Origin of the sequence: Paracoccus sp. (in: a-proteobacteria), assembly GCF_030538495.1 — a bacterium.
In the GTDB taxonomy this organism is placed as follows: domain Bacteria; phylum Pseudomonadota; class Alphaproteobacteria; order Rhodobacterales; family Rhodobacteraceae; genus Paracoccus.
The window spans coordinates 1-24,600 of record NZ_JAUNTW010000019.1; the positions used below are offsets into that span (position 1 = coordinate 1).

Sequence of the window (24,600 nt, forward strand, 5' to 3'; positions counted from 1 at the left end):
CGCGTGATCGCGCCGGGCCGCGTGTATCGCATGGATATGGACCAGACCCACACCCCCATGTTCCACCAGATCGAGGGGCTGGCCATCGACCGCGACATCAGCATGGCGCAACTGAAATGGACGCTGGAAGAATTCTGCCGCGCCTTTTTCGAGGTCGATCAGGTTGAATTGCGGTTCCGCGCCAGCCACTTTCCGTTCACCGAACCCTCGGCCGAGGTGGACATCCGGTGCAGTTGGGAAGGCGGGCAGCTGAAAATCGGCCAAGGCGCGTCGTGGATGGAGATTTTGGGCTCTGGCATGGTCCATCCCAAGGTTCTGACCGCTGCGGGCATCGACCCGAACGAATGGCAGGGTTTTGCCTTTGGCATGGGCATCGACCGGCTGGCGATGCTGAAATACGGCATCCCCGACCTGCGCGCGTTTTTCGAAAGCGACCTTCGCTGGCTGCGGCACTACGGCTTCGCCGCGGGTGACGTTCCCAGCGTGGCGGGCGGGCTGTCACGGTGAGCTGGCTTCCGGTCCTGACCGCCGCGATCGCATCGGCAACCGCGCTGTATATCGCGGTTTTCGTCTATCCGGTGCAAAAGGCCAAGGACCGCGAACTGAAAATCGACGAAGAACGCCGTGCCGCGTTCGCCAAGTTCATTGAGGCGTCCGAAGGCTATTTTTCCCGTCTGCGTGCGGCGGTTCCGGTCAGTGTCACTGACATGCCCGACACCGCCGACGATCAACACCGGACCGAAGCCGCCTTGGCGTTGCTGACGCTGTATGCCGATGCCGCGCTGAGCGATCAGGCGCAGGGTTATCTGGCGGCTTTGCTGAATTATCGCCGCGCATTGCAGCGCGAAAAACCCCTGCGCCCCGAAGCCGAGGATGGCCAAAGGGTTAAGCGCACCGACGACTATCGCAAGGCCCAGGACGCGCGGGATCGCGCGTATAAAGCGGTTCTTTCGTCCCGTGAGGTTTGCTTTAACCAAATGCGCGCGTCATTGGCGCCCGAGGTGTCGAAATATCTGGGCAACACCCTGACCGCGCCTGCCCTGCCGGACGGCGAATGATTCACATCCAAAGCTGCCGCCAGCCATCGTTTTGTGGGTGTGTTCGGGGGGGGCAAGCCAATGCGGGGGAAGCATCGCGTCATCTGGAAATGACGGCACGGGCGTCGGGTTCGCAGATTTATAGCGAATTTCAGGAAATTTTTTTCCACAAGCGTAAGTTCGTCATCCAGCAGGCAGGGCGGCATGGGTCGGATGCTTGACCAGACGGGGGGCCTGATTTTCCGCGTGATTATTCGGCAGTGCTGAAAAAGGCGGGGCAGGGGCCGTTGCCACGCAGGCGCATGGGGGCAGCCTGTAGGCGTCTGGGTCGCCTTAGTAGGGGACGGGCCAGTTCCAGCCTGCGATTGCGCCACGAAACGCGGGGGTAATGGGCATCCCTGCTTCAACCCCCTGTATTCTTCAGGAAAACTTTCTGATTTATGATCGCTAACTGCTTTTCATGACTCTAATTGGTGCTGACGGGCGGTCAGATAGGGGGGCGACCGTCAGTTCGATCAGCATGGTGCCGAAATCGCCTGCGTCGCCGGGGCCATGGCGGATGGCTGAATCTTAGGCGGTCGTGACAATGCTCGCGTCTAAACCCACACCACGAACCGCGCGGCGTTACCCACGCGTTTCGTCCCGGAAGCCTTTGAACTTATTAAAGAAGTTTTCCGGTTGTGGGTCTTATCGGATGCAAATTCGCGTTGACGATCCGTCAGGTGATGGAGGAAGGGTGACCAATAGTTCGATGAGCTGGCCAACGAAATCGCCTGCGTCGCCGGGGTGTGGTTCAGCAAGGCATTGCTTAGACGCGCAGCATGTTGCGGGTTTTGGGGTTTACCCCCGTGAGATCGAGGTTATCCCCGCAGGCGTGCGAAACGCGCGGGGTTACCCGCGCATTCCGTCCCAGAAGCCTTTGACCTTGTTAAAGAAACTTTCCGATTGCGGGCTGTTGTCGGCCTTTTCGGACGCAAATTCGCGCAGCAATTCGCGTTGACGGGCGGTCAGGTTGACGGGGGTTTCGACCGTCAGTTCGATCAGCATGTCGCCGAAATCGCCCGCGCCGCCAGGGCCGTGGCGCAGGGGGGGCATGCCTTTGCCGCGCAGGCGCATTTGGCGGCCGGATTGGCTGCCCGCGGGAACCTTGACGCGGGCGCGGCCGCCGTCGATGGTCGGCACCTCGACCTCGCCGCCAAGGGCGGCGTCCACCATGCTGACCGGCACCTGACAGGCCAGCATCGTGCCGTCGCGCACAAAGATGGCGTGGTCGCGCACCTCGATAAAGATATACAGGTCGCCCGCCGGGCCGCCGCGCATTCCGGCCTCGCCCTCGCCGGCCAGACGGATGCGGGTGCCGGTTTCGACGCCGGCGGGGATGTTCACCGACAGGCTGCGTTCGCGTTCAATGCGGCCCGCGCCGTGGCAGGAGGTGCAGGGGTTTTTGACGATCTGGCCCTGACCGCCGCAGGTGGGGCAGGTGCGTTCGACGGTAAAGAACCCCTGCTGCGCGCGGACCTTACCCATGCCTGCGCAGGTGGGGCAGGTAGCGGGTTGGGTTGCGCCCTCTGCCCCGGTGCCTTTGCATTCGCCGCAGGCGACGGACCCCGGAACCGAAATGGTTTTCTGGCACCCGGTATAGGATTCTTCCAACGTCACCCGCAGGTTATAGCGCAAATCCTGCCCGCGTTGCGCGCGCGACCGGCCCCCGCCGCCGCCGCGACGGCCCATCATGTCGCCGAATAAATCTTCGAACACATCGGAAAACGCCGCGCCGAAATCGCCCGGATGCGCGCCGCGTCCGCCGCCAAAGCCGCCACCTTCGAACGCCTGATGCCCGAAACGGTCATAGGCGGCCTTTTTCTGGTCATCCTTCAGACAATCATACGCCTCATTCACTTCTTTGAAGCGGGCTTCGGCGTGTTGATCGTCTTTGTTGCGGTCGGGGTGCAGTTCCTTGGCTTTGCCGCGATAGGCCTTTTTGATTTCGTCAGCCCCGGCGCCCCGGCTGATGCCAAGCACCTCGTAATAGCAACGCTTGCCCATGTGTCGTCCTGTTCAAATGGCCCAAAGAACAGGCCGGCCCGCGTGATGCAGGCCGGCCCTTTTGGGTGCGGCCCAGATCAGCCGCGTTTTTTGTCTTCGCCCAGATCTTCGAAATCGGCGTCCACGATGTCATCATCGGCATGGCGCGGGCCGTCCACGTCGTCCGCGTCGGCGTCATCGCCCTGCTGTGCCTTATAGATGGCTTCGCCCAGACGCATCGACGCATCCATGACGTTCTGAATACCCGACCGGATCTTGCCCGCATCGTCGGTTTTCAGGGCGTCTTCCAAGGCGCTGACCGACAGTTCGATCGCCTCGACGGTCGAGCTGTCCACCTTATCGCCGTGTTCATCCAGCGATTTTTTGGTGCTGTGGATCAGACCTTCGGCCTGGTTGCGGGCCTCGACCAGTTCGCGGCGGCCTTTGTCGGCTTCAGCATTGGCTTCGGCGTCCTTGACCATGCGTTCGATGTCGTCATCCGACAACCCGCCCGAGGCTTGGATCGTGATATTCTGTTCCTTGCCGGTGCCTTTGTCCTTGGCGCTGACGGACACGATGCCGTTGGCGTCAATGTCAAAGGTCACCTCGATCTGGGGCAGACCGCGCGGCGCGGGGGGGATGTCCTCAAGGTTGAACTGACCCAACAGTTTGTTATCGGCGGCCATTTCGCGTTCGCCCTGGAACACCCGGATCGTCACGGCGTTCTGGTTATCCTCGGCGGTCGAGAAAATCTGCGATTTCTTGGTCGGGATCGTGGTGTTGCGGTCGATCAGGCGGGTGAACACGCCGCCCAGCGTTTCGATGCCCAGCGACAGAGGCGTCACGTCCAGCAGAACCACGTCTTTCACGTCGCCTTGCAGAACGCCGCCCTGCACGGCGGCGCCCAAGGCCACCACTTCGTCCGGGTTCACGCCTTTGTGCGGTTCCTTGCCAAAGAATTTGGTCACTTCGTCGATGACCATGGGCATACGGGTCTGACCGCCGACCAGAATCACTTCGTCGATTTCATCCTTGCTGACGCCCGCATCTTTCAGGGCGTCCTGACAGGGTTTCATCGTGCGTTTGACCAGATCACCGACCAGCGATTCCAGTTTCGCGCGGGTCAGTTTCACCACCATATGCAGCGGGGTGCCGCTGTTTTTGTCCATGCTGATGAAGGGCTGGTTGATTTCGGTCTGGTTGGCGCTGGACAATTCGATCTTGGCCTTTTCCGCCGCCTCTTTCAGGCGTTGCAGGGCCATTTTGTCTTTGGTCAGATCGACGCCGTGTTCCTTTTTGAACTCTTCCGCCAGGTAATTGACGATGCGCATGTCGAAATCTTCGCCACCCAGAAAGGTGTCGCCATTGGTCGATTTCACTTCGAACAGGCCGTCGTCGATTTCCAGAATGGTGATGTCGAAGGTGCCGCCGCCAAGGTCATAAACGGCGATGGTTTTCGTGTCTTTTTTGTCCAGACCATAGGCCAGAGCGGCGGCGGTCGGTTCGTTGATGATGCGCAGCACCTCAAGACCCGCGATTTTGCCGGCGTCTTTGGTCGCCTGACGCTGGGCGTCGTTGAAATAGGCCGGAACGGTGATGACCGCCTGCGTGACCGATTCGCCCAGATAGGATTCGGCGGTGTCTTTCATCTTTTGCAGGATCATGGCGCTGATCTGCGCGGGCGAGAATTTTTCGCCGCGGGCTTCGACCCATGCGTCGCCATTGCCGCCGTCCACGATGGCATAGGGGACCAGATTTTTATCCTTTTCCACCTCGGCGTCGGTGACGCGGCGCCCGATCAGGCGTTTCACGGCGAAAATGGTGTTGGTGGGGTTGGTCACGGCCTGACGCTTTGCAGGCTGGCCGACCAGGCGTTCGTTATCGGTCAGTGCGACGATCGACGGCGTGGTGCGCGCGCCTTCGCTGTTTTCGATCACCTTGGGCTGGCTGCCGTCCATGATTGCGACGCAGCTGTTCGTGGTGCCAAGGTCGATGCCAATGACTTTAGACATAGATGTAACCTTTCTTTCGGCGATCTTTGGGCCGTGGGTCCGTTACGGCCCCCGCGGCCCATCCCGGTTGATGATTGGCCCGGACCTGTCCGGGTGTCGTCGCGGCTGTATATAGGGATGGTTTTCGCCCCCGCAAGTGATCTGTCACAGGAAAAACCCAAACGCTATTGCGCCGCCCCCCAGCTGAGCGATTCATATTTCCGCGTCGTAAAGTTGATCAGCAGCCCCAGCATCAGCGCCCCCAAAGCCACCCATAGCGGATAGGTCAGGCTGGTGCGCATGGGCGAGTAATTAATGAACAGCGCGCCCCGCTGCTGATCGATCAGGTGAAACAGCGGGTTCCATTCAAACCACGGCATCAGGAACCCCGGCATTGTATTCGCGACAAAAAACTTGCCTGATGCGAACATGTTCACCCGCTGATACACCGTTGTCAGCAGGCGCGTGGTGTTGGGCGACCATGGCCGCAGCCCCAGAAAGATCAGGCCGATGCAGGCACCCAGAAACCATGACAGCAAAAACAGCGCCGCCGCCAGCACCGGGTCATAGATCGTCAGCGGCGTCACCGCGATATGATACAGCGCCAGCATCGCAATGCAGCCGATCACCTGCCGATAGAGCGCCGCCAAAGCCGCGCCGCTGATCAGGACGAACGGGTTCAGAGGCGCATGTTTGCCAAGCGCCGACATCGCGGTCTGACTGCCCGCCACCGATGACAGCGTCTGGACATGCACCATGAACATGAAAATGCCGGACATGATATACAGCATGAAATCGCCCCGCAGCGGCGATGAACGCATTCCGATCAGCATATACATCAGCAAGAACACCACCACAAAGGCCGCATTCGTGGCCATGGTCGTCAGCAGCCCGATCAGCGGGTTGCGGTGTTCCGTGCGCAGATTATAAACCGTCTGATGATAAATCAGCGCCAGAGTGCCGCCGGCATTGCCGAGGATGCTGTGGCTGTGGCGTCGTTCAAACACGTTCAGTCTTTCTTTCGGGGTGGCGGGTTTCCCCGCTTGCTGATTCACACGGCCCTGACCATAAAAGCACAGCACCCTGTCGGCAATTCCATGACAGGCCGGTCGTGAAAGGAAAATACATGCAATTTGATCTATTAACCGCCGAAATGCGTCGTCTGGCACTGGCTGCGGGCGATAAGATCATGGACATCTATCACGCCGATGATTTCGAAGTGCGGGCGAAATCGGACGATTCCCCCGTTACGGCGGCGGATCTGGCAGCGGATGCCGTGATCTCGGACGGGCTGCGCGCCGCGTTCCCCGATGTGGCCCTGATCACCGAAGAACAGGCCGCCACCCATGGCACGCATGAAACCACCTTTCTGATCGTCGATCCGCTGGACGGGACCAAGGAATTCGTGCAGCGGCGCGGGGATTTCACCGTTAACATCGCCTTTGTTCAGGATGGCGTGCCGGTGCGTGGGGTGGTCTATGCCCCCGCTCGGGGGCGGTTGTTTTACACCACGGCCGACGGGCGTTCGGTCGAAGAAACCGGCCCCTTTGGCGCGGAACCCGGCGAGACGCATCCGATTGGCGTAAACCCCATGCCCGACAATCGCGGGCTGATGGTGGTGGCGTCGAAATCGCATCGCGATGCTGCAACCGATGATTACATCAACCAATACGGCGTGCGCGATATGACCAGTGCCGGGTCGTCGCTGAAATTCTGTCTGGTGGCAACGGGCGAGGCGGACCTTTATCCGCGTCTGGGCCGCACGATGGAATGGGACACCGCCGCGGGCGATGCCGTCCTGCGCGGAGCCGGGGGCGAGGTGGTGCGGTTCGACGACCACACCCCTCTGACCTATGGCAAGCCGGGCTATGAAAACCCGTTCTTTATCGCCTATGCCCCCGGCGTTTTGTTGGTCAAAGACTGATGTCGGTTGTCATCATCATTCCGGCGCGGTTCGCGTCCACCCGCTATCCCGGCAAACCTTTGGTGGAATTGCGCGGGGCGGGCGGGCAGGCGCGCAGCCTGATCCGGCGCAGCTGGGACGCCGCCTGTGCCGTGTCGGGCGTGGATCGCGTCGTTGTGGCAACCGATGACGACCGCATCCGCGATCACGCGCAGGGCTTTGGCGCCGAGGTCGTGATGACCGCGACCACCTGCCGCAACGGAACCGAACGCTGCGCCGAGGCGGTCGCCCATCTGGGCAACCCCGACATCGTGGTGAACCTGCAAGGCGACGCCCCCCTGACCCCCGCTTGGTTTGTCGAAGATCTGGTCGCCGCCCTGCGCGCGGACAGGTCGGCGGATGTGGCCACGCCGGTTCTGCGCTGTTCGGGGCAGATGCGCGATGATCTGATCGCGGATCGCCGCGCCGGTCGCGTCGGCGGCACCACCGCGGTGTTCGGCCATGACCAACAGGCGCTGTATTTTTCGAAAGAGGTGATCCCCTTTGTTCCGCATCCCGTGGCCCCCGATCAGGACAGCCCGGTGTTTCATCATGTCGGCGTTTACGCCTATCGCCCGGCTGCTTTGTCGGCTTATGCGACATGGGACGAAGGCGTTCTGGAACGGCTGGAAGGGTTGGAACAACTGCGGTTTCTGGAACGTGGCCATCGGATTCGCTGTGTTCAGGTCGAATCACGCGGGCGGCAATTCTGGGAACTGAACAACCCCGAAGATGTGCCGAAACTGGAACAGATGATGGCCGAAATGGGGCTGGATTGACGCAATTTGTATCAAATTCGCCGCGTATTTGTGTGGTTGAATGGGCAATAAAATGCCATTGTTCTATTGTGTGCTAGGAACCGGGGGGCAAAACGTGTAGGGGGCTGGCAACTGGGCATAAATGACCATGTTGCCCTTGCAATGACAGGTGTTTGGATGGATCGTAAGGTTACAAAAGCAATTTTCCCGGTGGCAGGGCTTGGCACGCGGTTCTTGCCCGCGACCAAAAGCATCCCGAAAGAAATCCTGTCGCTGGTCGATAAACCCCTGATTCAATACGCCATTGACGAAGCCCGCGCCGCCGGGATCGAAGAATTTATCTTTGTCACCTCGCGCGGCAAAGGCGCATTGGAAGATTATTTCGATCATGCGCATGAACTGGAATCCAGCCTGAAGAAATCCAACAAAACGCAGCTGTTGGACATTCTGCGCGCCACGAATATGGAATCGGGCGCAATCGCCTATATTCGCCAGCACAAGGCCTTGGGGCTGGGTCACGCCGTCTGGTGCGCGCGTCGTTTGCTGTCCGAAGATGAATCCTTTGCCGTCATTCTGACCGATGACGTGATTCAGGGCGAACCGCCCTGCCTGCAACAAATGATCGAAGCGCATCGCGAAACCGGCGGCAGCATGGTCGCCACGATGGAGGTCGCACCGGCCAAGGCGTCGGCCTATGGCGTTTTGGACGTGGCCGAAGATATGGGCGCGATCGTCAAAGCCAAGGGCGTGGTTGAAAAGCCCGCGCTTGGCACTGCGCCGTCAAATCTGGCGGTGATCGGGCGCTACATTCTGGCCCCGTCGGTCATGCGCAACCTGAACAAACTGAAACAGGGCGCGGGCGGCGAAATCCAACTGACCGATGCCATTGCCGAAGATATTCAGGCCGGCCGCGACGTGTTCGGTCTGCGCTTCCGCGGTCAGCGATTCGATTGCGGATCGAAAGCGGGCTTTTTGCAGGCCACCGTCGCCTTTGGTCTGGAACGCGATGAATTGAAAGATGAATTCCTGGAATATCTGCACGAAGTCATCGCCATGCGGAAAGCGGCTGAATAAGTGACGAATGTTCTGGTAACGGGGGGTGCGGGCTATATCGGTTCGCATGCGTGCAAAGTGTTGGCGCAGGCGGGCTATACCCCCGTCACGCTGGATAATCTGTCAACCGGCTGGCGTGACGCGGTGAAATTCGGCCCGCTGGTTCAGGCAGATCTGTTGGATCGTGCGGCTCTGGATGCGGCCTTTGCCGAATATCAGCCGGTCGCGGTCCTGCATTTCGCCGCTCTGAGCCAGGTGGGTGAGGCCATGGCCGAACCCGGCAAATACTGGCGCAACAATGTATCTGGTTCCCTGAACCTGATCGAAGCCGCGATTGATGCTGGCTGTCTGGATTTCGTGTTCAGCTCGACCTGCGCCACCTATGGCGACCGCGACGGAGAGGTGTTGGACGAAAACACCCCGCAGGCCCCACTGAACGCCTATGGCGCCAGCAAACGCGCGATCGAGGATATGCTGACCGATTTCGGCGCGTCCCACGGTCTGCGCAGCGTGATTTTCCGCTATTTCAATGTGGCGGGCGCCGATCCTGACGCGCAGGTGGGCGAACATCACCGCCCCGAAACCCATCTGATCCCGCTGATTCTGGACGCCATCGACGGCAAACGCGCCGCGCTGACCATCCACGGCACCGATTATCCGACCCCGGATGGCACCTGCATCCGCGACTATGTCCACGTCATGGATCTGGTCGATGCGCATGTCAAAGGTCTGGAATGGCTGCGCGCCGGTCGTGGCAGCCGCGTGTTCTGTCTGGGAACCGGCGACGGCTTTTCCGTGCGTCAGGTGGTTGACGCCGCGCGGACCATTACCAATCGCGCGGTGCCGATGAATGACGGTCCCCGGCGCGGCGGTGACGCGGTGAAACTGGTCTGCGGCAGCCAGCGGGCCAAAGATGAACTGGGCTGGACCCCCGACCGATCCACGATGCCGCAGATGATCGCGGATGCGTGGCGGTGGCACCAGACCGGCCATTACACGGCGTGAGGAATTGGCGCGACACGCGCGCCGGTCGTGCGTGGCTGGCCTATCGCCTGCGGTGGAAACGGCGCGACCTGATCCGCCGCGGCATCTGGTCGCAGCGCCGCTTAACGCCGGTTGCCGACCGCACGGCCCAGATCGCGCGGGGTGATATTCTGGCCTTTGTCTGTCTGCGCAACGAAGCCCCACGTCTGAACGAATTTCTGGCGCATTATCGGGGGCTTGGGGTCGGGCATTTCCTGATCGTGGACAATGCCAGCACCGACGGAACCGCCGAATTTCTGACCGCGCAGCCGGATGTGTCGCTGTGGCATACGGGCGATTCATATCGTGCGTCGCGCTTTGGTATGGATTGGATGAACGGCTTGCTGTTTCGTCACGGGCGCGGGCATTGGTGCCTGACGGTTGATGCCGACGAATTACTTATATATGATGACTGCAAAGCAATTTCCTTAAAGAAACTTTCCGAACAGCTTGAATCTTTGGGGAAAACTGCCATGGGCGCTTTGATGCTGGATCTTTATCCTCGTGGGCCGCTGGGGACAGCGGACGCGCCCGAATCCGCGCCGTCCACTGCGCGGCTGCCGTGGTTTGACGCGGGGCCGTATCGCTGCCGAGTCAACCCGCGTGACCGGACACGGCGCGTTCAGGGAGGGGCGCGTGAACGCGTCTTTTTCCGCGATAACCCGGATTTGTCACCGACGCTGAATAAAATCCCGTTCGTTAAATGGCGCATCGGGCATGCCTATGTGAATTCGACGCATACGCTGTATCCGCCGCGTTTGAATGATGAATACAGCTTTTCAAAGGCGGATATATGGTCGGGGGTTTTGCTGCATACGAAGTTCCTGCCTTCGGTTTTGTTCGCTGCGACCGAGGATATTAACCGCCGTCAGCATTTTGCGCGGCCTGACGATTATCGACCCTATTATCAAGGCGTTTTGGCGCGTCCGCATATGTGGTCGGCGGGGGCGGTGCGGTATAATGGCGCCGATGACTTGCTGCACTGCGGTTTAATGGTCGCACCCCGCAGGGCGGAGGCGGTGTAACATGGTCAGTTTGCGGGGCGGTCCCTTTGCGCGATTGAAGAAACGTGTGCGGCGGCAGCGGCTTATTTTGCGCGCTATTCTGCGCCGCCGCGCCTTGGTTTCGGTGGTTGACCGGACCTCGGCTGTTTCCAAAACGGATATCCTCGCTTTTTTTGTTTTTCGCAACGAATCGGATCGGCTGCCCTTTTTCCTTGATTATTATCGCCGCCTTGGCGTGACGCATTTCTTTGCCGTGGATAATGACAGCACTGACGGCGGGGCTGATTTGTTAAAAGATCAACCTGATGTGTCGCTGTGGCATACGCGCGATTCGTATAAAGATTCCCGGTTTGGGATGGATTGGGTGAATTGGCTGCTGTTCCGCTATGGCCACGGGCATTGGTGCCTGACTGTCGATCCTGATGAATTTCTGGTTTATCCGCATCATGATACGCGATCGCTTGTCGCGTTGACGGATTGGCTGAATGACAAGAAAATCGGCAGTTTTTCAGCCATGCTGCTGGATATGTATGCTAAAGATGATCTGCCCGTTGTGGAATATCAACCTGGGGGAAACCCCTTTGATATTTTGTGTTGGTTTGACCCGTATAATTATACCATAAAGAAAAATGGGTTTTATGGCAATTTGTGGGTTCAAGGTGGCGTCAGGCGTCGCGTCTTTTTCTCGAAAAAACCCAAGCTTGCGCCCGCGCTTAATAAGATTCCATTGGTTAAATGGGATCGACGCTATTGTTATGTCAGCTCTACCCATATGCTTTTGCCAAGTCGTCTGAACAAGGTCTACGCAACTGATGGTGGCGAAAAGATTTGCGGTTGTTTGCTGCACAGCAAATTCACCGCTGGCATTGTTCAAAAGTCGATCGAAGAAATTGATCGACGTCAGCATTACGGCGGTGGTCGTGAATATGACGCCTATCTGAAATCACTAACCCGAAAAGATAAGTTGTGGTGTTCTGAATCAATGCGTTATGAAGGCTGGCGCCAACTTGTCCGAATTGGCCTTATGTCAACCGGGGGATGGGTGTGACTGTTAAGCTGGGCGTTGTTATGCTGGGGCACGAATCCCCCGATGTTGCATGTCAATTGGCAAAGCAATGGGCGGGATCTGGTGCAAAAGTTGTCATCCACTGGGATAAACGATCCAATGTTGATAGCTTGACCCGTGCGTTTTCCGACCACGACAATGTTGACGTTTTTCAAAAATATAAATGCGATTGGGGCGGGTATAATGTTGTCCGCGCGACCCTTGATGCTTTGGTTCGGCTTTTCCAGCGTTTCCCAGATGTGACGCATGTTATCTTGGTGTCGGGTTCCTGCATCCCGATCAAGCCGATTGAACAACTACGTGGCTTTTTATCTGAAAATCCGGGACGTGATTTCATTGAAAGCACCCGCGTGAATGAAGTGTTTTGGCCTGTTGGAGGGCTGTGTTCCGAACGATTTGAATATTTTTTTCCGGTATCTTGGCGTAAAAATAGACGGCTTTTCGATTCGCTGGTTTCTGTTCAGAGACGTTTTGGTGTGTCGCGCAAACTTCCTTCTGGATTGGTTCCGCATATGGGGTCGCAGTGGTGGTGCTTGACGGCAGATACGCTTAAGAAGATCCTAAATGATCCGAGGCTGGATGAATATGAACGCTTTTTCCGGTGGTCGTGGATTCCTGATGAAAGCTTTTTCCAGTCTTTGGTCCGCATCCACTCTCAAGATGTTGCGAATATTAGCCTGACATTTGTTCATTTTGACAAAGACGGAATGCCGTTGTATTTTTACGATGATCATGTTGATATTTTGCAGGTGCAGTGGCAGTTTGTTGCGCGGAAAGTTTGGCGCGGGGCGCATGAACTGATCGGTGGTGCGTGGCTTGATCGCAGCGTTTTATCGCCAAACTATGATCAGAATATCACGCAAACCTTGCTTGCAGATGTCGATTTGGCGCGGGTTGGCCGGCCCGGTTTGCGTATGCAGGGACGCTTTCCTGAATTCGAAAAAACGGATGCGAAAACATTTCGTAAATATAATGTCTTTGTGAATGTTTTCGACGTTCTTCCTTGCTTTGATGCTCTGAGCAAGACCGAAGACGTCAACATTTACGGCCATATTTTTTCGGAGGGTGAGGTTGATTACGGTGGGTCTGTTGCCGTTGGGCCGGGATGTTTGTCGTCTGATACTGCCATTCGCGACTATGACGCCGAAAGTTTCTTTGTGTCTTTCGTTCGTGCAGCGGGGCCTTCGCCTACGATCCTGTATTCACCGCGCGACAATCAGGGTATTTTCTGGTATTTGGTTCAGGATGTGAACGCTGATTTCTTGATTGTTGAATCGGGGTGGATTTTTCCTTTAGCTTTTTCGGATATGCCATTTGACGATATTCGCCGGGCTGCGGCAAAATTTTGGTCGGCTGAACGTGATATGCGCCGTGCTTTGGAGTCCCATTGGGCGCGCGCAAAGTTTAAGGTTGTGACAATTTCCGATGTTCTGGCGATGTCTGGCGCTGATTGGAAAGAGATGATGCACATGGCTGATTGCGATCTGGATGTTTCGGACTATCTGCCAAAGCATGAGAAAATCTTTGCGGTCTGCGATTTCATGCGCCGCTTGTCACGGTCGGGGCTTTCATCTGAATTTGAAGAAAAGGCCCGTAGGATCGAAGCGGCATGGCTGGAAAATCAGGTGTCTGATGTTTAGATCATATGTTATTTTTGCGGAAATGCGAACTGGCTCTAATTTGTTAGAGGCAACCCTTAATCGTATCTATAAAATTACCTGCCACGGAGAGGCGTTTAACCCCGCAATGTTAGGGTGGCCGAATAATGAAAACATTCTGGGCTGCCTCAAGGGTGAGCGCGATCTTGATCCGTTTGTTTTGTTGGATAAAATTAGCTGGCGTGAAGATCATTTGTCGGGTTTCCGATATTTCCACGATCACGACCCACGTGTTCTTGAGACGATTTTAAACAACAAAACCTGTGCCAAGATCATATTGACGCGCAATGCTGTCGAAAGCTACGTTTCTGTCAAACAGGCGACCGAAACCCAGCAATGGAAACTGAACAGCAGTGAGGTTCCTCGGAATGTCGCTGTGACGTTTGATTTCGACGAATTTGCGCAGGAAATGGATGCCAAAGATGCATTCCGCGGGCGTGTTCTGCGATCATTGCAGGAAACGGGTCAGACGGCCTTTTTCCTGGACTATAGCGACCTGCGCGATATTGACGTGATGAATGGGTTGCTAAGTTGGTTGGGTCGCCCTGACGTTGTATTAACGGATGTCGCATCGGACCAAATTCCACAGAATCCAGTGCCTCTTGAAGATCGCGTGAATAACTTTGCGGAAATGTCGGCTGAACTTTCCAAGATTGACTCGTTCGATTTAGGGCATTTCCCTGCCTTTGAACGCAAGCGGGGTGCGTCCTCGGCGAATGCGCATGTGTTTGGCGGCGGTGATGGGTTGATTTATTTTCCGGTCGATGGCGCCAGTTTTCCGGCGGGGCTTTCTGATCAGCCTTTCGACACCGGTTTTAATCAATCCACGCTGCGCGATTGGAAAAAAAATCACCCGAATCATCGTAGCTTTTCTATTGTTCGGCATCCCGGTGATTATGCGTGGAATGCGTTTTTACGACTTGGCAAGGTCCGGCAAGAGTTTCAAGATGTCCTGCGGGACGATTTCGGGGTGATCGTGAATCTGCCTGAGGATGACATGATGGGATCATTTCATAATTTCTTGCTGTTTGTGAAGCGCAACCTGAACGGTCAAACCTCGATGCCGGTTCTGCCGATTTGGGCAAGCCAGACCGAAATTATCGCCGGGGTGAATTCGTTTTCCCAGCTGGACAGTATCATCCGCGAATCCGAAGTTGATGTCATGGCCGATGCTTTGGCTCGTTTGGCGGGGCTGGATTATCAGCCCAATCGCCAGCCAGTGCCTGCACGCCCGTGGGCGGGCTGCGATAAAATCGAAAAGGCGTTGCGGGCCGCCTATCGCCGGGATTTCATGAATTTCGGCAAAGGATAATAGGGCGGGCGCGATTTGCGCGTCTTGCCACTTATTACCGCAATAATCAAATTATTGTTGATTGCATGGGTATTTTCCCGTTCTGCTGTCGCATTGGTTGCAAAGCTCCTACGCGAAAACGCGCGCGAATTCGTCCCCTCTCATAGCTGCTTCTGTATAGCCGAAGGTTCCACGGTCCCTCACTTCCTCGGCCGCGCTTCGCAAGGCTCCCAGGGCTGCGCGTGCAAATGATCCGCCGACGCTGATACGGCGGACCCCAGCGGCCGACAGTTCCTCGGCCGACCAGTGGGCGCGGCGTAGACCCATGACCACGTTCACCGGCTTGTCGACAGCGGCGCGGACCGTGCGAATCGCATTCAGATCCGGCAGGCCGGGTGCATAGAGCACGTCCGCCCCGGCATCAGAAAATGCCTGCAGACGACGGATGGTGTCGTCCAGATCGTGGCGTCCCCAGAGATAGTTCTCGCTTCGCGCTGTCAGCAGGAATGACTGGCCTCGCGCAGCATCAGCAGCCGCACGCACGCGGTCGACGGCCATAGCGAATGGATAGATGGACGCGTCCGGGGCACCAGTCGCATCTTTGATCGAGCCGCCGACCAGCCCGACCCCAACCGCTTCACGAATCGTTTCTGCACAGGCCTCCGGTGGCGCGCCAAAGCCGTTCTGCAGATCCGCCGTGACTGGCGGATCCGTCGCCGACACGATCTCGGCCGCGTTGACCAAGATCTCATCGCGGCCGATTTCATCCGCAGAATCGAGCTTGCCACTTGAAAACGCATAGCCTGGACTGGTGGTGGTCAGTGCCTCGAACCCCAGATGCGCCAGCAGCCGGGTCGTTCCGGCGTCCCAGGGGTTGGGGATGACAAAGGCACGATCGCGCGCGTGCATCGCGCGGAAACGCTCGAACTTGCTGGTGCGGTCGTTCATATCGCTCTGCTCCAGGTCCCATGTGGGGCAGATGCCAGCTTTAGGAAAGTGCGATCCTCGCGCAGGATGAATCGCTCGGATTGGGCAAACTCATAGTTTTCGCGTCCCTGGGGATCTTCGGCGAGGCGGGCGCGATAGGCTTCATAATCGGCGAGGCTGGCGACGTTATAGATACCGTAGGCGAGCGTCGACGAACCTTCATGCGGGGCATAATAGCCGATCAGATCGGCGCCACAGCGCGGGATCGCCTCTGGGCATAGTGGGTGAAATGGTCCCTTTTCGTCGGGTCGATGTGATAGCGGATGACGCAGGTTAGCATGGCGCTTTCCATTCAGGTTGCGCGTGCAGATTACCAGATTGCCTGTCAACAATGCTTCGTCTAGGACCGAAGCATGAAAGAGGGTCCCGATATTGCCAGCATCGCCGCGCTGATCGGCGATCCAGCCCGCGCGAACATGCTGACCGCGCTGATGAGCGGCAGGGCACTGACCGCCAGTGAACTGGCGCGTGAGGCTGGCATCACGCAACAGACCGCCAGCGCCCATCTTGGGCGGCTGGAACAGGGCGGGCTTGTGGTCCCGCGAAAGCAAGGCCGGCACAAATATGTCTCGCTCGCGGGGCCAGAGGTGGCCATGGCGCTTGGGGCACTGATGGGGTTGGCCGCGCGCAAGGGCCAGCTGCGCAGCCGCCCCGGCCCGCGGGATGACGCGCTGCGTCTGGCGCGCGTGTGTTACAACCATCTGGCGGGCGAGATGGGGACGCGCCTTTATGACAGCTTTGTCGCCGGCGGCTGCCTGCGGGTCGTGGGAACCGGGCTGGGTCTTACGCCCGCCGGAGAGGTCTTTGTCAGCAAGTTCGGGATCGACCTCCCGACCTTGCGCGCGAGCCGCACACCGCTGTGCCGTGAGTGTCTCGACTGGAGCGAGCGACGCTCTCATATGGGCGGCAGTTTGGGGCGGGCGTTGCTGACTCGGTTCGAGAAAATGGATTGGGCCAAGCGCGAGGCGGACACCCGCGTGATCCGGTTCTCGCGCAGCGGAGCGCAGGCGTTTGAGCGGATGCTGAATGAGGCGAGACACGCGTAAGTCGCGATTGTGCGCCCATCACTTGCCAGAGTTTCCCCTGAGGAAGACCGGTCCGCTATGTTCGCACCGCTTGGCCGTCTCGGGGCAAGCGCCCGTTCTGGCCCGAAACCAGCCCTTCGCAGTCTCCCTCACGGCTCTGTCGGAAAGGTCAGCCCTACTGCCCTAAGGGACAATTATCGTCCCGAAAAGACAAACATCTCAGAAACGCCATACGGGAAATTTGGTCGGAGCGAGAGGATTCGAACCTCCGACCCCCTGCTCCCGAAGCAGGTGCGCTACCAGGCTGCGCTACGCTCCGACCGTTTGGCGCGTATATCGCGCGGGGTTGGGGGGCGCAAGGGCTATCCGCGCTTTGACGGAAATAATCTTTGCAGCACGGTGGATTTGGGGGCGGTGACGGTTTCGGCGCGCAGCCGGGCCGTGGTGGCGGGGCGGTTGGCGGATGCGCCGCGGCCTTCGCGCCAGACGATGTAAATGCCCGATGCGATGATGACCGCCGCGCCAATCGCGGTCCCCGCGTCCAGCGTTTCGTCAAACAAAAACCAGCCGAAGCCAATCGCCCACAGCATTTGCGAATATTGCATCGGGGCGACGATCGCAGCCTCGGCCGTGCGATAGGCGAGGATGACCAGAAACCCGCCCCCCAGACCAAGGGCGGCGATGACACCGGTCAGGGCGAAATCGCCAAGGCTCATGGGCGTATAGGCCAGCGACAGCGCGCCGCCGGTGACCACGAAATTGCCCAGCATCGGCCACATCAACAGCACCATGGGCCGTTCGCGACGGCCCAGACGGCGGATAATCACCGCCGCCATGGCGCCCGCCCCCGCGCATAACAGCGCCGCCGCATGGCCCACGCCCAGATCCTGCCCGCCGGGGCGCAGCACGATCAGCACCCCAAACAGCCCCGCCGCGACCGCCGCCCAGCGATGCGGGCCGACCCGTTCCCCCAACAGCGGGATGGACAGCACCGTAATCAGCAACGGCGTGGCGAATAAAATCGCATAAGCCTGCGCCATCGGCAGCACCGAAAAGGCGTAAAACCCCGCCATCCCGGCCAGCACGGCGCAGATGGTGCGCAAAATCACCCAGCCCATATTGTTGGGGCGCAGCGATCCGGGCGTGGCGTCCTGCATCAGCACCAGCGACACCAGCGGAAATGACATCAGCGACGCAAAAAACAGGATTTGCAGGGCAGGATACGACCCGCCCAGCGTCTTGATCACCGCGTCATGGGTGGAATAGAGGCCCATCCCCGCCAGTTGCAGCAACGCGCCGCGCAGATTGGCGGACAGGGCCATGCCTTACGCCCCCAAAGCGGCGATGATCGCGTCACCCATTTCGGCGGTGCTGATGGGCGTGCCGCCATCCGGTCCCATCAGATCGGCGGTGCGGGCGCCTTTGGCTAGCACGCGTTCAACCGCGCGTTCCAATTCGCTGGCCGCATCGCCCTGATCAAAGGAATAACGCAGCGCCATGGCAAAGGACAGGATGCAGGCGATCGGGTTGGCTTTGCCCTGACCGGCAATATCGGGGGCCGACCCGTGAACGGGTTCATACATCGCGCGCGGACGGCCATTCGCCATCGGTGCGCCAAGGCTGGCCGAGGGCAACATCCCCAACGATCCGGTCAGCATCGCCGCCGCGTCCGACAGAATGTCGCCAAACAGGTTATCGGTCACGATCACGTCAAACTGGCGCGGGTGGCGCACCAACTGCATCGCGCCGTTATCGGCATACATATGCGACAGTTCCACATCGGGATATTCGTTCTGGTGAACCCAGGTCACTTCTTCGCGCCACAGGATGCCCGATTCCATGACATTGGCCTTTTCCATCGAACAGACGCGGTTTCCACGGCGACGGGCCAGTTCAAACGCGGACCGCGCGACCCGGCGAATCTCGCCGCTGGTGTAACGCTGGGTGTTGATGCCGACGCGGCCCCCTTCGTTATCGTCGCGCACATCGGCGGAAATCCCGCGCGGCTGGCCGAAATAAATGCCGCTGGTCAGTTCGCGCACGATCAGAATATCCAGACCAGCCACAACATCGCGTTTCAGCGACGAAAAATCGGCCAGGGCGTCGAAACATTGGGCGGGGCGCAGATTGGCGAACAGGTCCATTTCTTTGCGCAGACGCAGCAAGCCGCGTTCGGGTTTCACCGCGAAATCCAGATTGTCGTATTTCGGCCCCCCGACCGCGCCCAACAGCACCGCATCCACCATCTGCGCCTTTGCCATGGTTTCATCGCTCAGCGGAACGCCATGCGCGTCATAGGCGGACCCACCCACCAGATCATGCTGCACGTCAAAGTCCATGCCACGATGGGCGCTGAACCAGTTGATGACCTTGACCACCTCGGCCATGACTTCGGGGCCGATGCCGTCGCCGGGCAGAATTAACAGGGAATAACGGTCAGACATGGGTTCCTCCTTGGCGTGTCGCCTTTGGGTAGACGCGGGCCGGGGCAGGGTCAAGTTCACGCAGCTGTGCGTTGCCCTTCGGCCCCCACGCCGCGACAATGCCGCAAAAGAATGAGGCAGGCGATGAAATTCATAGACGTAATAATGATCGGCGCGGTCGTCATGGGCGGCGTGCTACTGGCGACCGATGCAGGGGCCGCGCTGCCCCACATCACACGAATCTAACGCCAGCTTTCATCTTGGCCCAAATATCCCGGGGTGAGACGGGTCAGAAAAAGGTCCAGTGGACCTTTTTCCCGTCGAACGCCCGCCCCCGTGGGGCGGGCTGGGGGGGCTGGCCCCCAGCGGTCGCGGCACACAGCCACGCCCGCATAATGCACATCACATAAAGCCCAGCTCCAGCCGCGCTTCGTCCGACATCATATCCATGCCCCAAGGCGGCTGGAACGTCATTTCCACATCCACTTGCTTGACGCCCGGCACGGACTCGACCGCGTTTGCGACCCATCCGGGCATTTCGCCCGCGACGGGGCAGCCCGGCGCGGTCAGGGTCATGATGATCAGCACGGCGTTGTCGTCGGTGATTTCGACGGTGTAAATCAGCCCCAGATCGTAAATATTCACCGGGATTTCAGGGTCATAGACGGTCTTGCACGCCTCAACCACATCGTCATAGATCGGGTGATCCGTGGTCGATGGCGCGATCAGCGGCGCGCCTTCCATCATCTGGTTCATGGCGTGATCCTCTATTTCTGACGGATTATATAGGGCAAGGCCCCGCCATCGTCCAGTGGCGCGCATTGCGCCGCGCGGCGCTGCGGGATAAACGGGGATGGAACAAACAGGCCCGACATGACCCGATTTTCCTTTTCCCTGCACGCCACCGATGGCGCGGCACGCACCGGCACCATCCACACCCCGCGCGGCGAGATTCGCACGCCCGCCTTTATGCCCGTCGGCACCGCCGCCACGGTCAAGGCGATGCTGCCGGAATCCGTGCGCGAAACGGGTGCGGATATTTTGCTGGGCAACACCTATCATCTGATGCTGCGGCCGGGGGCGGAACGGGTGGCGCGTCTGGGCGGTTTGCATCAGTTCATGAACTGGCAGCGTCCGATCCTGACCGATTCCGGCGGGTTTCAGGTCATGTCGCTGGCCAGCCTGCGCAAACTGACCGAAGACGGCGTGACCTTTTCCAGCCATGTGGACGGGTCGAAACATTTTCTGTCCCCCGAAACCAGCATGGAGATTCAGCGCCAGCTTGGGTCCGATATTGTGATGGCGTTCGACGAATGCCCCGCGCTGCCCGCGACCGAGGAACGTCAGGCCGAAGCGATGCGCCTGTCGATGCGCTGGGCGCAGCGGTCGCGCGATGCCTTTGGCGACCGTCCGGGTCACGCGTTGTTCGGGATTATGCAGGGCGGCGTCATCCCGCATCTGCGTCAGGAATCAGCCGAGGCCCTGACCCGCATCGGCTTTGACGGCTACGCCATCGGCGGGCTGGCCGTGGGTGAGGGGCAGGATGCCATGTTCGGCGTGCTGGACTACGCCACCGATTTTCTGCCTGTGGACAAACCGCGTTACCTGATGGGCGTGGGCAAGCCCGATGATATTGTCGGCGCGGTGCAGCGCGGCGTTGACATGATGGATTGCGTTCTGCCCAGCCGATCAGGGCGGACCGGGCAGGCATGGACGCGGCGCGGTCAGGTGAATATCAAAAACGCCCGCCACGCCGATGATCCGCGCCCGCTGGATGAACAATGCGGTTGTCCCGCCTGCCGCGGCTATTCGCGCGCCTATCTGCACCATGTGTTCCGGTCGGGCGAGATGATCTCGGGGATGCTGCTGACCTGGCACAACCTGCATTATTATCAGGATCTGATGCAGGGGATGCGTGACGCGATCGCCGCTGGCGGCCTCGATGATTTCGTGGCCGATTTCCACGCCGAGCGCGCACGCGGCGACATCGACCAGATGTAGGTTTGATGACGCCCGCCCATGCGGGCTTGCATCCGGCGCGTGGCTGCGTAATCCCTAACCTGACCTGTTGGGGATGACTGATGATCGACCTTTTCGTGATTGGCGGCGGCGTGAACGGAACCGGCATTGCCCGCGATGCGGCGGGGCGGGGGCTGTCGGTGGTGCTGGCCGAACGCGACGATCTGGCGCAACACACGTCGTCCCGGTCCAGCAAGCTGATCCATGGCGGCTTGCGTTATCTGGAACATTACGAATTCCGGCTGGTCCGCGAAGCCTTGCAAGAACGCGAGGTGTTGTTGCGCGCCGCCCCGCATATCATCTGGCCGATGCGGTTCGTTCTGCCCCACAGCCCGGATGACCGGCCCGATTGGCTGGTCCGTATGGGGCTGTTTTTATACGACAATCTGGGTGGCCGGGATCGCCTGCCCGGAACGCGCACGCTGGATTTGCGCCGCGATCCGCAGGGCGCGCCGCTGATGGATCCGTATTTCAAGGGCTTTGAATATTCCGATTGCTGGGTCGATGATGCGCGGCTGGTGGTGCTGGCCGCCGTGGATGCCGCCGAACGTGGCGCGGAAATCCTGACCCGAACCAGCGTCACCAGTGCGCGCCGCGAAGATGGCGCGTGGACGATCTCCACCACCGGCGGGCGTCAGTTCCGCGCGCGCTGCATTGTGAACTGCGCCGGGCCGTGGGTCAGTCAGGTGATTACCGGCGTGGCCGGCGCCAATTCCGCGCGCGGGGTGCGTCTGGTCAAGGGCAGCCACATCATCGTGCCGAAATTCTGGGCCGGCGATCACGGCTTTCTGGTCCAAAACCACGACAAACGCGTCGTGTTTGTGAACCCGTATGAGGGCGATTTTGCCCTGATCGGCACGACCGACATTCCCTATGATGGCGATGCGGGGCAGGTGGCGATTGGCGATGATGAAATCGACTATCTGATTGCCGTCGTGAACCGCTATTTCAAGGAAAAGCTGAACCGCGCCGACGTTCTGCACAGCTTTGCCGGGGTGCGACCGTTGTTTGATGACGGGCAGGGCAACCCCTCCGCCGTGACGCGGGATTATGTGTTCGATCTGGACGAAAACGGCGCGCCGATGCTGAACGTCTTTGGCGGCAAAATCACGACCTTTCGCGAATTGGCCGAACGCGGGATGCAGAAACTGCGCGGCGTTTTCCCCGATATGGGCGGCGATTGGACGCGCGACGCAGCCCTGCCGGGCGGCGATATGGCAAACGCGGACTATGAAAGTTTCGTGCAGTTGCTGCGCGATCTGAACCCGTATCTGCCCCGCGATCTGGCGCGGCATTACGCTCGCCATTACGGCACGCGGTCGCGCGATCTGCTGGCCGGAGTGCTGTCTCTGGACGGTTTGGGCCGTCATTTCGGCGGCAACCTGTATGAGGCCGAGGCCCATTATCTGCGCGCCCGCGAATGGGCGCAGACCGCCGATGATGTGCTGTATCGGCGGACGAAACATTATCTGCATCTGACCCCGGACGAACAGCGCGGCTTTGCCGACTGGTTCACCAGCCGAAAGGATTGACCGATGACGCCTTTTGCCTTTGCGACCGCAACTGAAATCCTGTTCGGCCGCGGGCAATCGTCCGTCGCGGCGGCGCGCATTGCGGGCTTGGGGCGCGCGGTGCTGCTGGTCCATGGCCGCGACGGCGACCGTGCGGCGTGGCTGGCCGATGCGCTGCGGGCGGATGGCTGCGATGTGGTGACATTCGCGGTCGCGCAGGAACCGGATGTTGCGCTGATTCAGGCGGGGGTGGATGTGGCCCCCGGCGCGCAGGTCGTGGCGGCCATTGGCGGCGGCGCGGCGATTGACGCGGGCAAGGCGATTGCCGCGCTGATCCCCGCGACCCGCTCGATGCTGGACCATCTGGAAATCGTGGGGCAGGGCCTGCCGCTGGATCACGCGCCCCTGCCATTTGTGGCGATCCCGACCACGGCGGGAACCGGGGCCGAGGTCACGCGAAACGCCGTCATCGGCGTTCCCGATCACGCGCGCAAGGTCAGCCTGCGCGATGCGCGGATGCTGCCCCGGCTGGCGATTGTTGATCCGGCGTTAACCGACACCTGCCCGCATGATGTCACGCTGGCATCCGGGTTGGACGCGATCACGCAGGTGATTGAACCCTATGTCAGCACGCGGGCGAATGGGCTGACCGATGCGCTGTGCTATGACGCGATCCCGCGCGGGCTGGCCGCGATCCGTCAGTTGATGCAGGGCAATGATCCGCAGGCGCGCGACGAAATGGCGTGGGTCAGTTTGTGCGGCGGGCTGGCATTGGCCAATTCGGGCTTAGGCGCGGTGCATGGTCTGGCGGGGCCTCTGGGCGGGCTGTCGGGTGCGGCCCATGGCGCGATTTGCGGCGCGTTGCTGCCGCATGTGCTGGTCGCCAACCGCCGCGCCGTCACCGACCCCGACCGGATCGAGCGGTTGGAACGCGTCGGTCGCTGGATCGGCCGGACCTTTGGCTGGAAATCCGCGCCCCTGCGCGAAAGCGCGGTGATGCTGGCGTCGTGGTCGCGGGCCGAGGGTCTGCCCTCGCTGACCGATCTGGGGATCACGCATGACATGCAGATGCGCGCGTCCGACATGGCGGCGCAATCGTCGTCGATGGCCGCGAACCCGGCGGCGCTGACGCCCGCCGATCTGCGCGGGATCATGGCATCTGCCAGCTAACATCCTGACCAATCAATGAAAAAGGGCGCCGCAGGGGCGCCCTTTTCCGTCTGCCACGGGGGCAGCGGCTGATTACATCATGCCGCCCATGCCGCCCATGCCCATGTCGCCGCCCATGCCGCCAGCCGGGGCTTTGGGTTCGGGCTTTTCGGCGACCATGGCTTCGGTCGTAATCAGCAGACCGGCGACCGAGGCCGCGTCTTCCAGCGCGGTGCGCACGACTTTGGCCGGGTCGATGACGCCGAATTTGAACATGTCGCCATATTCTTCGGTCTGGGCGTTGAAACCAAACGCCTTGTCCGAGGATTCGCGGACTTTGCCAGCCACGACCGCACCGTCAACACCAGCGTTTTCGGCGATCTGACGCATCGGCGCCTCAAGCGCGCGGCGCACGATGGCGATACCGGCTTCCTGATCGCTGTTGGCAGCGCTCAGCCCTTCCAGAGCCTTGCCGCCCTGAACCAGAGCCACGCCGCCGCCGACGACAACGCCTTCCTGAACCGCAGCGCGGGTCGCGTTCAGCGCGTCATCCACGCGGTCCTTGCGCTCTTTCACCTCGATCTCGGTCATGCCGCCGACGCGGATCACGGCAACACCGCCCGCCAGTTTGGCGACAC

The 24,600-nt window shown here is 59.8% G+C and carries 21 protein-coding genes, 1 tRNA gene and 2 pseudogenes; 14 read left to right on the plus strand and 10 right to left on the minus strand.

The window, feature by feature from the left end:
• Both Q4G20_RS13165 and Q4G20_RS13170 read left to right on the plus strand, forming a co-directional pair.
• Positions 1–507 (plus strand): annotated as a pseudogene (locus tag Q4G20_RS13165) (phenylalanine--tRNA ligase subunit alpha); the annotation flags it as partial.
• Entirely contained in the window at positions 504–1,058 is a 555-nt protein-coding gene (locus Q4G20_RS13170; protein WP_303343916.1) for a hypothetical protein, read from the plus strand. The pseudogene Q4G20_RS13165 and the gene Q4G20_RS13170, both read left to right, overlap by 4 nt.
• Positions 1,059–1,928: 870 nt before the next feature.
• Here Q4G20_RS13170 and dnaJ read toward each other — a convergent pair.
• The 3 genes from dnaJ to Q4G20_RS13185 form a co-directional block, all read right to left on the minus strand.
• A complete protein-coding gene (gene dnaJ / locus Q4G20_RS13175) occupies positions 1,929–3,083 on the minus strand; it encodes a molecular chaperone DnaJ (RefSeq protein WP_303343917.1) in 1,155 nt (384 codons plus the stop codon).
• 77 nt (positions 3,084–3,160) lie between these two features.
• Positions 3,161–5,074, minus strand: coding sequence for a molecular chaperone DnaK (gene dnaK, locus Q4G20_RS13180; RefSeq protein ID WP_303343918.1), 1,914 nt, complete (start codon positions 5,072–5,074; stop codon positions 3,161–3,163).
• Between the two features lie 164 nt (positions 5,075–5,238).
• Complete coding sequence (locus Q4G20_RS13185) at positions 5,239–6,060, minus strand: ABC transporter permease (RefSeq protein ID WP_303343919.1); 822 nt, start codon at positions 6,058–6,060, stop codon at positions 5,239–5,241.
• 119 nt (positions 6,061–6,179) lie between these two features.
• Between Q4G20_RS13185 and cysQ the strand changes: the two genes are divergently transcribed.
• The 8 genes from cysQ (at position 6,180) to Q4G20_RS13225 (ending at position 14,869) form a co-directional block, all read left to right on the plus strand.
• The gene (cysQ, locus tag Q4G20_RS13190) at positions 6,180–6,977 is read left to right on the plus strand and encodes a 3'(2'),5'-bisphosphate nucleotidase CysQ (protein WP_303343920.1); all 798 of its coding nucleotides are present in this window, start codon (positions 6,180–6,182) and stop codon (positions 6,975–6,977) included.
• On the plus strand, positions 6,977–7,774 hold the full coding sequence (kdsB, locus tag Q4G20_RS13195) for a 3-deoxy-manno-octulosonate cytidylyltransferase (RefSeq protein WP_303343921.1): 798 nt from the start codon (positions 6,977–6,979) through the stop codon (positions 7,772–7,774). The genes cysQ and kdsB overlap by 1 nt, the downstream gene beginning before the upstream one ends.
• 156 nt (positions 7,775–7,930) lie before the next feature.
• Entirely contained in the window at positions 7,931–8,827 is an 897-nt protein-coding gene (locus Q4G20_RS13200; protein WP_303343922.1) for a UTP--glucose-1-phosphate uridylyltransferase, read from the plus strand.
• A complete protein-coding gene (gene galE / locus Q4G20_RS13205; RefSeq protein WP_303343923.1) occupies positions 8,828–9,811 on the plus strand; it encodes a UDP-glucose 4-epimerase GalE in 984 nt (327 codons plus the stop codon).
• Complete coding sequence (locus tag Q4G20_RS13210) at positions 9,808–10,854, plus strand: glycosyltransferase family 2 protein (protein ID WP_303343924.1); 1,047 nt, start codon at positions 9,808–9,810, stop codon at positions 10,852–10,854. The genes galE and Q4G20_RS13210 overlap by 4 nt, the downstream gene beginning before the upstream one ends.
• Position 10,855: 1 nt before the next feature.
• The gene (locus Q4G20_RS13215; protein WP_303343925.1) at positions 10,856–11,881 is read left to right on the plus strand and encodes a glycosyltransferase family 2 protein; all 1,026 of its coding nucleotides are present in this window, start codon (positions 10,856–10,858) and stop codon (positions 11,879–11,881) included.
• On the plus strand, positions 11,878–13,539 hold the full coding sequence (locus Q4G20_RS13220) for a beta-1,6-N-acetylglucosaminyltransferase (RefSeq protein WP_303343926.1): 1,662 nt from the start codon (positions 11,878–11,880) through the stop codon (positions 13,537–13,539). Before Q4G20_RS13215 ends, Q4G20_RS13220 begins: the two co-directional genes overlap by 4 nt.
• The gene (locus tag Q4G20_RS13225) at positions 13,532–14,869 is read left to right on the plus strand and encodes a hypothetical protein (RefSeq protein WP_303343927.1); all 1,338 of its coding nucleotides are present in this window, start codon (positions 13,532–13,534) and stop codon (positions 14,867–14,869) included. The genes Q4G20_RS13220 and Q4G20_RS13225 overlap by 8 nt, the downstream gene beginning before the upstream one ends.
• 108 nt (positions 14,870–14,977) lie before the next feature.
• On the opposite strand, the gene Q4G20_RS13230 is transcribed toward Q4G20_RS13225, so the two are convergent.
• On the minus strand, positions 14,978–15,796 hold the full coding sequence (locus Q4G20_RS13230) for an oxaloacetate decarboxylase (RefSeq protein WP_303343928.1): 819 nt from the start codon (positions 15,794–15,796) through the stop codon (positions 14,978–14,980).
• A pseudogene (locus Q4G20_RS13235) lies at positions 15,793–16,115 on the minus strand (NIPSNAP family protein). The gene Q4G20_RS13230 and the pseudogene Q4G20_RS13235 overlap by 4 nt, the downstream one beginning before the upstream one ends.
• 73 nt (positions 16,116–16,188) lie before the next feature.
• On the opposite strand from Q4G20_RS13235, the gene Q4G20_RS13240 reads away from it, so the two are divergent.
• Positions 16,189–16,881 (plus strand): helix-turn-helix transcriptional regulator, encoded by a 693-nt coding sequence (locus Q4G20_RS13240; RefSeq protein ID WP_303343929.1) that lies wholly within the window; start codon positions 16,189–16,191, stop codon positions 16,879–16,881.
• 221 nt (positions 16,882–17,102) lie between these two features.
• On the opposite strand, the gene Q4G20_RS13245 is transcribed toward Q4G20_RS13240, so the two are convergent.
• From Q4G20_RS13245 to Q4G20_RS13260, 4 genes are all read right to left on the minus strand, one after another.
• A tRNA-Pro gene (locus Q4G20_RS13245) sits at positions 17,103–17,179 on the minus strand.
• A 43-nt stretch (positions 17,180–17,222) separates the two neighbouring features.
• The gene (locus Q4G20_RS13250; RefSeq protein ID WP_303343930.1) at positions 17,223–18,182 is read right to left on the minus strand and encodes a DMT family transporter; all 960 of its coding nucleotides are present in this window, start codon (positions 18,180–18,182) and stop codon (positions 17,223–17,225) included.
• Positions 18,183–18,185: 3 nt separating this feature from the next.
• Positions 18,186–19,304, minus strand: coding sequence for a 3-isopropylmalate dehydrogenase (gene leuB, locus Q4G20_RS13255; RefSeq protein ID WP_303343931.1), 1,119 nt, complete (start codon positions 19,302–19,304; stop codon positions 18,186–18,188).
• A gap of 381 nt (positions 19,305–19,685) precedes the next feature.
• Positions 19,686–20,039 carry an SUF system Fe-S cluster assembly protein gene (locus Q4G20_RS13260; RefSeq protein WP_303343932.1) on the minus strand — a complete coding sequence of 118 codons (354 nt, stop codon included), beginning with the start codon at positions 20,037–20,039 and terminating at the stop codon, positions 19,686–19,688.
• Between the two features lie 117 nt (positions 20,040–20,156).
• Between Q4G20_RS13260 and tgt the strand changes: the two genes are divergently transcribed.
• The 3 genes from tgt to Q4G20_RS13275 all read left to right on the plus strand — a co-directional run bounded on the left by tgt (position 20,157) and on the right by Q4G20_RS13275 (position 23,983).
• A complete protein-coding gene (gene tgt, locus Q4G20_RS13265) occupies positions 20,157–21,284 on the plus strand; it encodes a tRNA guanosine(34) transglycosylase Tgt (RefSeq protein WP_303343933.1) in 1,128 nt (375 codons plus the stop codon).
• An 80-nt stretch (positions 21,285–21,364) separates the two neighbouring features.
• Positions 21,365–22,834, plus strand: a complete 1,470-nt coding sequence (locus tag Q4G20_RS13270) for a glycerol-3-phosphate dehydrogenase (protein WP_303343934.1) — start codon at positions 21,365–21,367, stop codon at positions 22,832–22,834.
• Positions 22,835–22,837: 3 nt separating this feature from the next.
• Complete coding sequence (locus Q4G20_RS13275; protein ID WP_303343935.1) at positions 22,838–23,983, plus strand: iron-containing alcohol dehydrogenase; 1,146 nt, start codon at positions 22,838–22,840, stop codon at positions 23,981–23,983.
• A 72-nt stretch (positions 23,984–24,055) separates the two neighbouring features.
• Here Q4G20_RS13275 and Q4G20_RS13280 read toward each other — a convergent pair.
• Positions 24,056–24,600: TCP-1/cpn60 chaperonin family protein (locus Q4G20_RS13280; RefSeq protein ID WP_303343936.1), on the minus strand; the 545-nt coding region annotated here is incomplete at its 5' end.

Bases quoted from the DNA above. Each gene is read 5' to 3' on its own strand.
- Q4G20_RS13200 (WP_303343922.1), top strand. From the start codon at position 7,931: ATGGATCGTAAGGTTACAAAAGCAATTTTCCCGGTGGCAGGGCTTGGC.
- Q4G20_RS13230 (WP_303343928.1), bottom strand. From the start codon at position 15,796: ATGAACGACCGCACCAGCAAGTTCGAGCGTTTCCGCGCGATGCACGCG.
- Q4G20_RS13270 (WP_303343934.1), top strand. From the start codon at position 21,365: ATGATCGACCTTTTCGTGATTGGCGGCGGCGTGAACGGAACCGGCATT.
- leuB (WP_303343931.1), bottom strand. From the start codon at position 19,304: ATGTCTGACCGTTATTCCCTGTTAATTCTGCCCGGCGACGGCATCGGC.
- Q4G20_RS13225 (WP_303343927.1), top strand. From the start codon at position 13,532: ATGTTTAGATCATATGTTATTTTTGCGGAAATGCGAACTGGCTCTAAT.
- Q4G20_RS13275 (WP_303343935.1), top strand. From the start codon at position 22,838: ATGACGCCTTTTGCCTTTGCGACCGCAACTGAAATCCTGTTCGGCCGC.
- dnaK (WP_303343918.1), bottom strand. From the start codon at position 5,074: ATGTCTAAAGTCATTGGCATCGACCTTGGCACCACGAACAGCTGCGTC.
- kdsB (WP_303343921.1), top strand. From the start codon at position 6,977: ATGTCGGTTGTCATCATCATTCCGGCGCGGTTCGCGTCCACCCGCTAT.
- dnaJ (WP_303343917.1), bottom strand. From the start codon at position 3,083: ATGGGCAAGCGTTGCTATTACGAGGTGCTTGGCATCAGCCGGGGCGCC.
- Q4G20_RS13240 (WP_303343929.1), top strand. From the start codon at position 16,189: ATGAAAGAGGGTCCCGATATTGCCAGCATCGCCGCGCTGATCGGCGAT.
- Q4G20_RS13250 (WP_303343930.1), bottom strand. From the start codon at position 18,182: ATGGCCCTGTCCGCCAATCTGCGCGGCGCGTTGCTGCAACTGGCGGGG.
- Q4G20_RS13215 (WP_303343925.1), top strand. From the start codon at position 10,856: ATGGTCAGTTTGCGGGGCGGTCCCTTTGCGCGATTGAAGAAACGTGTG.
- Q4G20_RS13260 (WP_303343932.1), bottom strand. From the start codon at position 20,039: ATGAACCAGATGATGGAAGGCGCGCCGCTGATCGCGCCATCGACCACG.
- tgt (WP_303343933.1), top strand. From the start codon at position 20,157: ATGACCCGATTTTCCTTTTCCCTGCACGCCACCGATGGCGCGGCACGC.
- cysQ (WP_303343920.1), top strand. From the start codon at position 6,180: ATGCAATTTGATCTATTAACCGCCGAAATGCGTCGTCTGGCACTGGCT.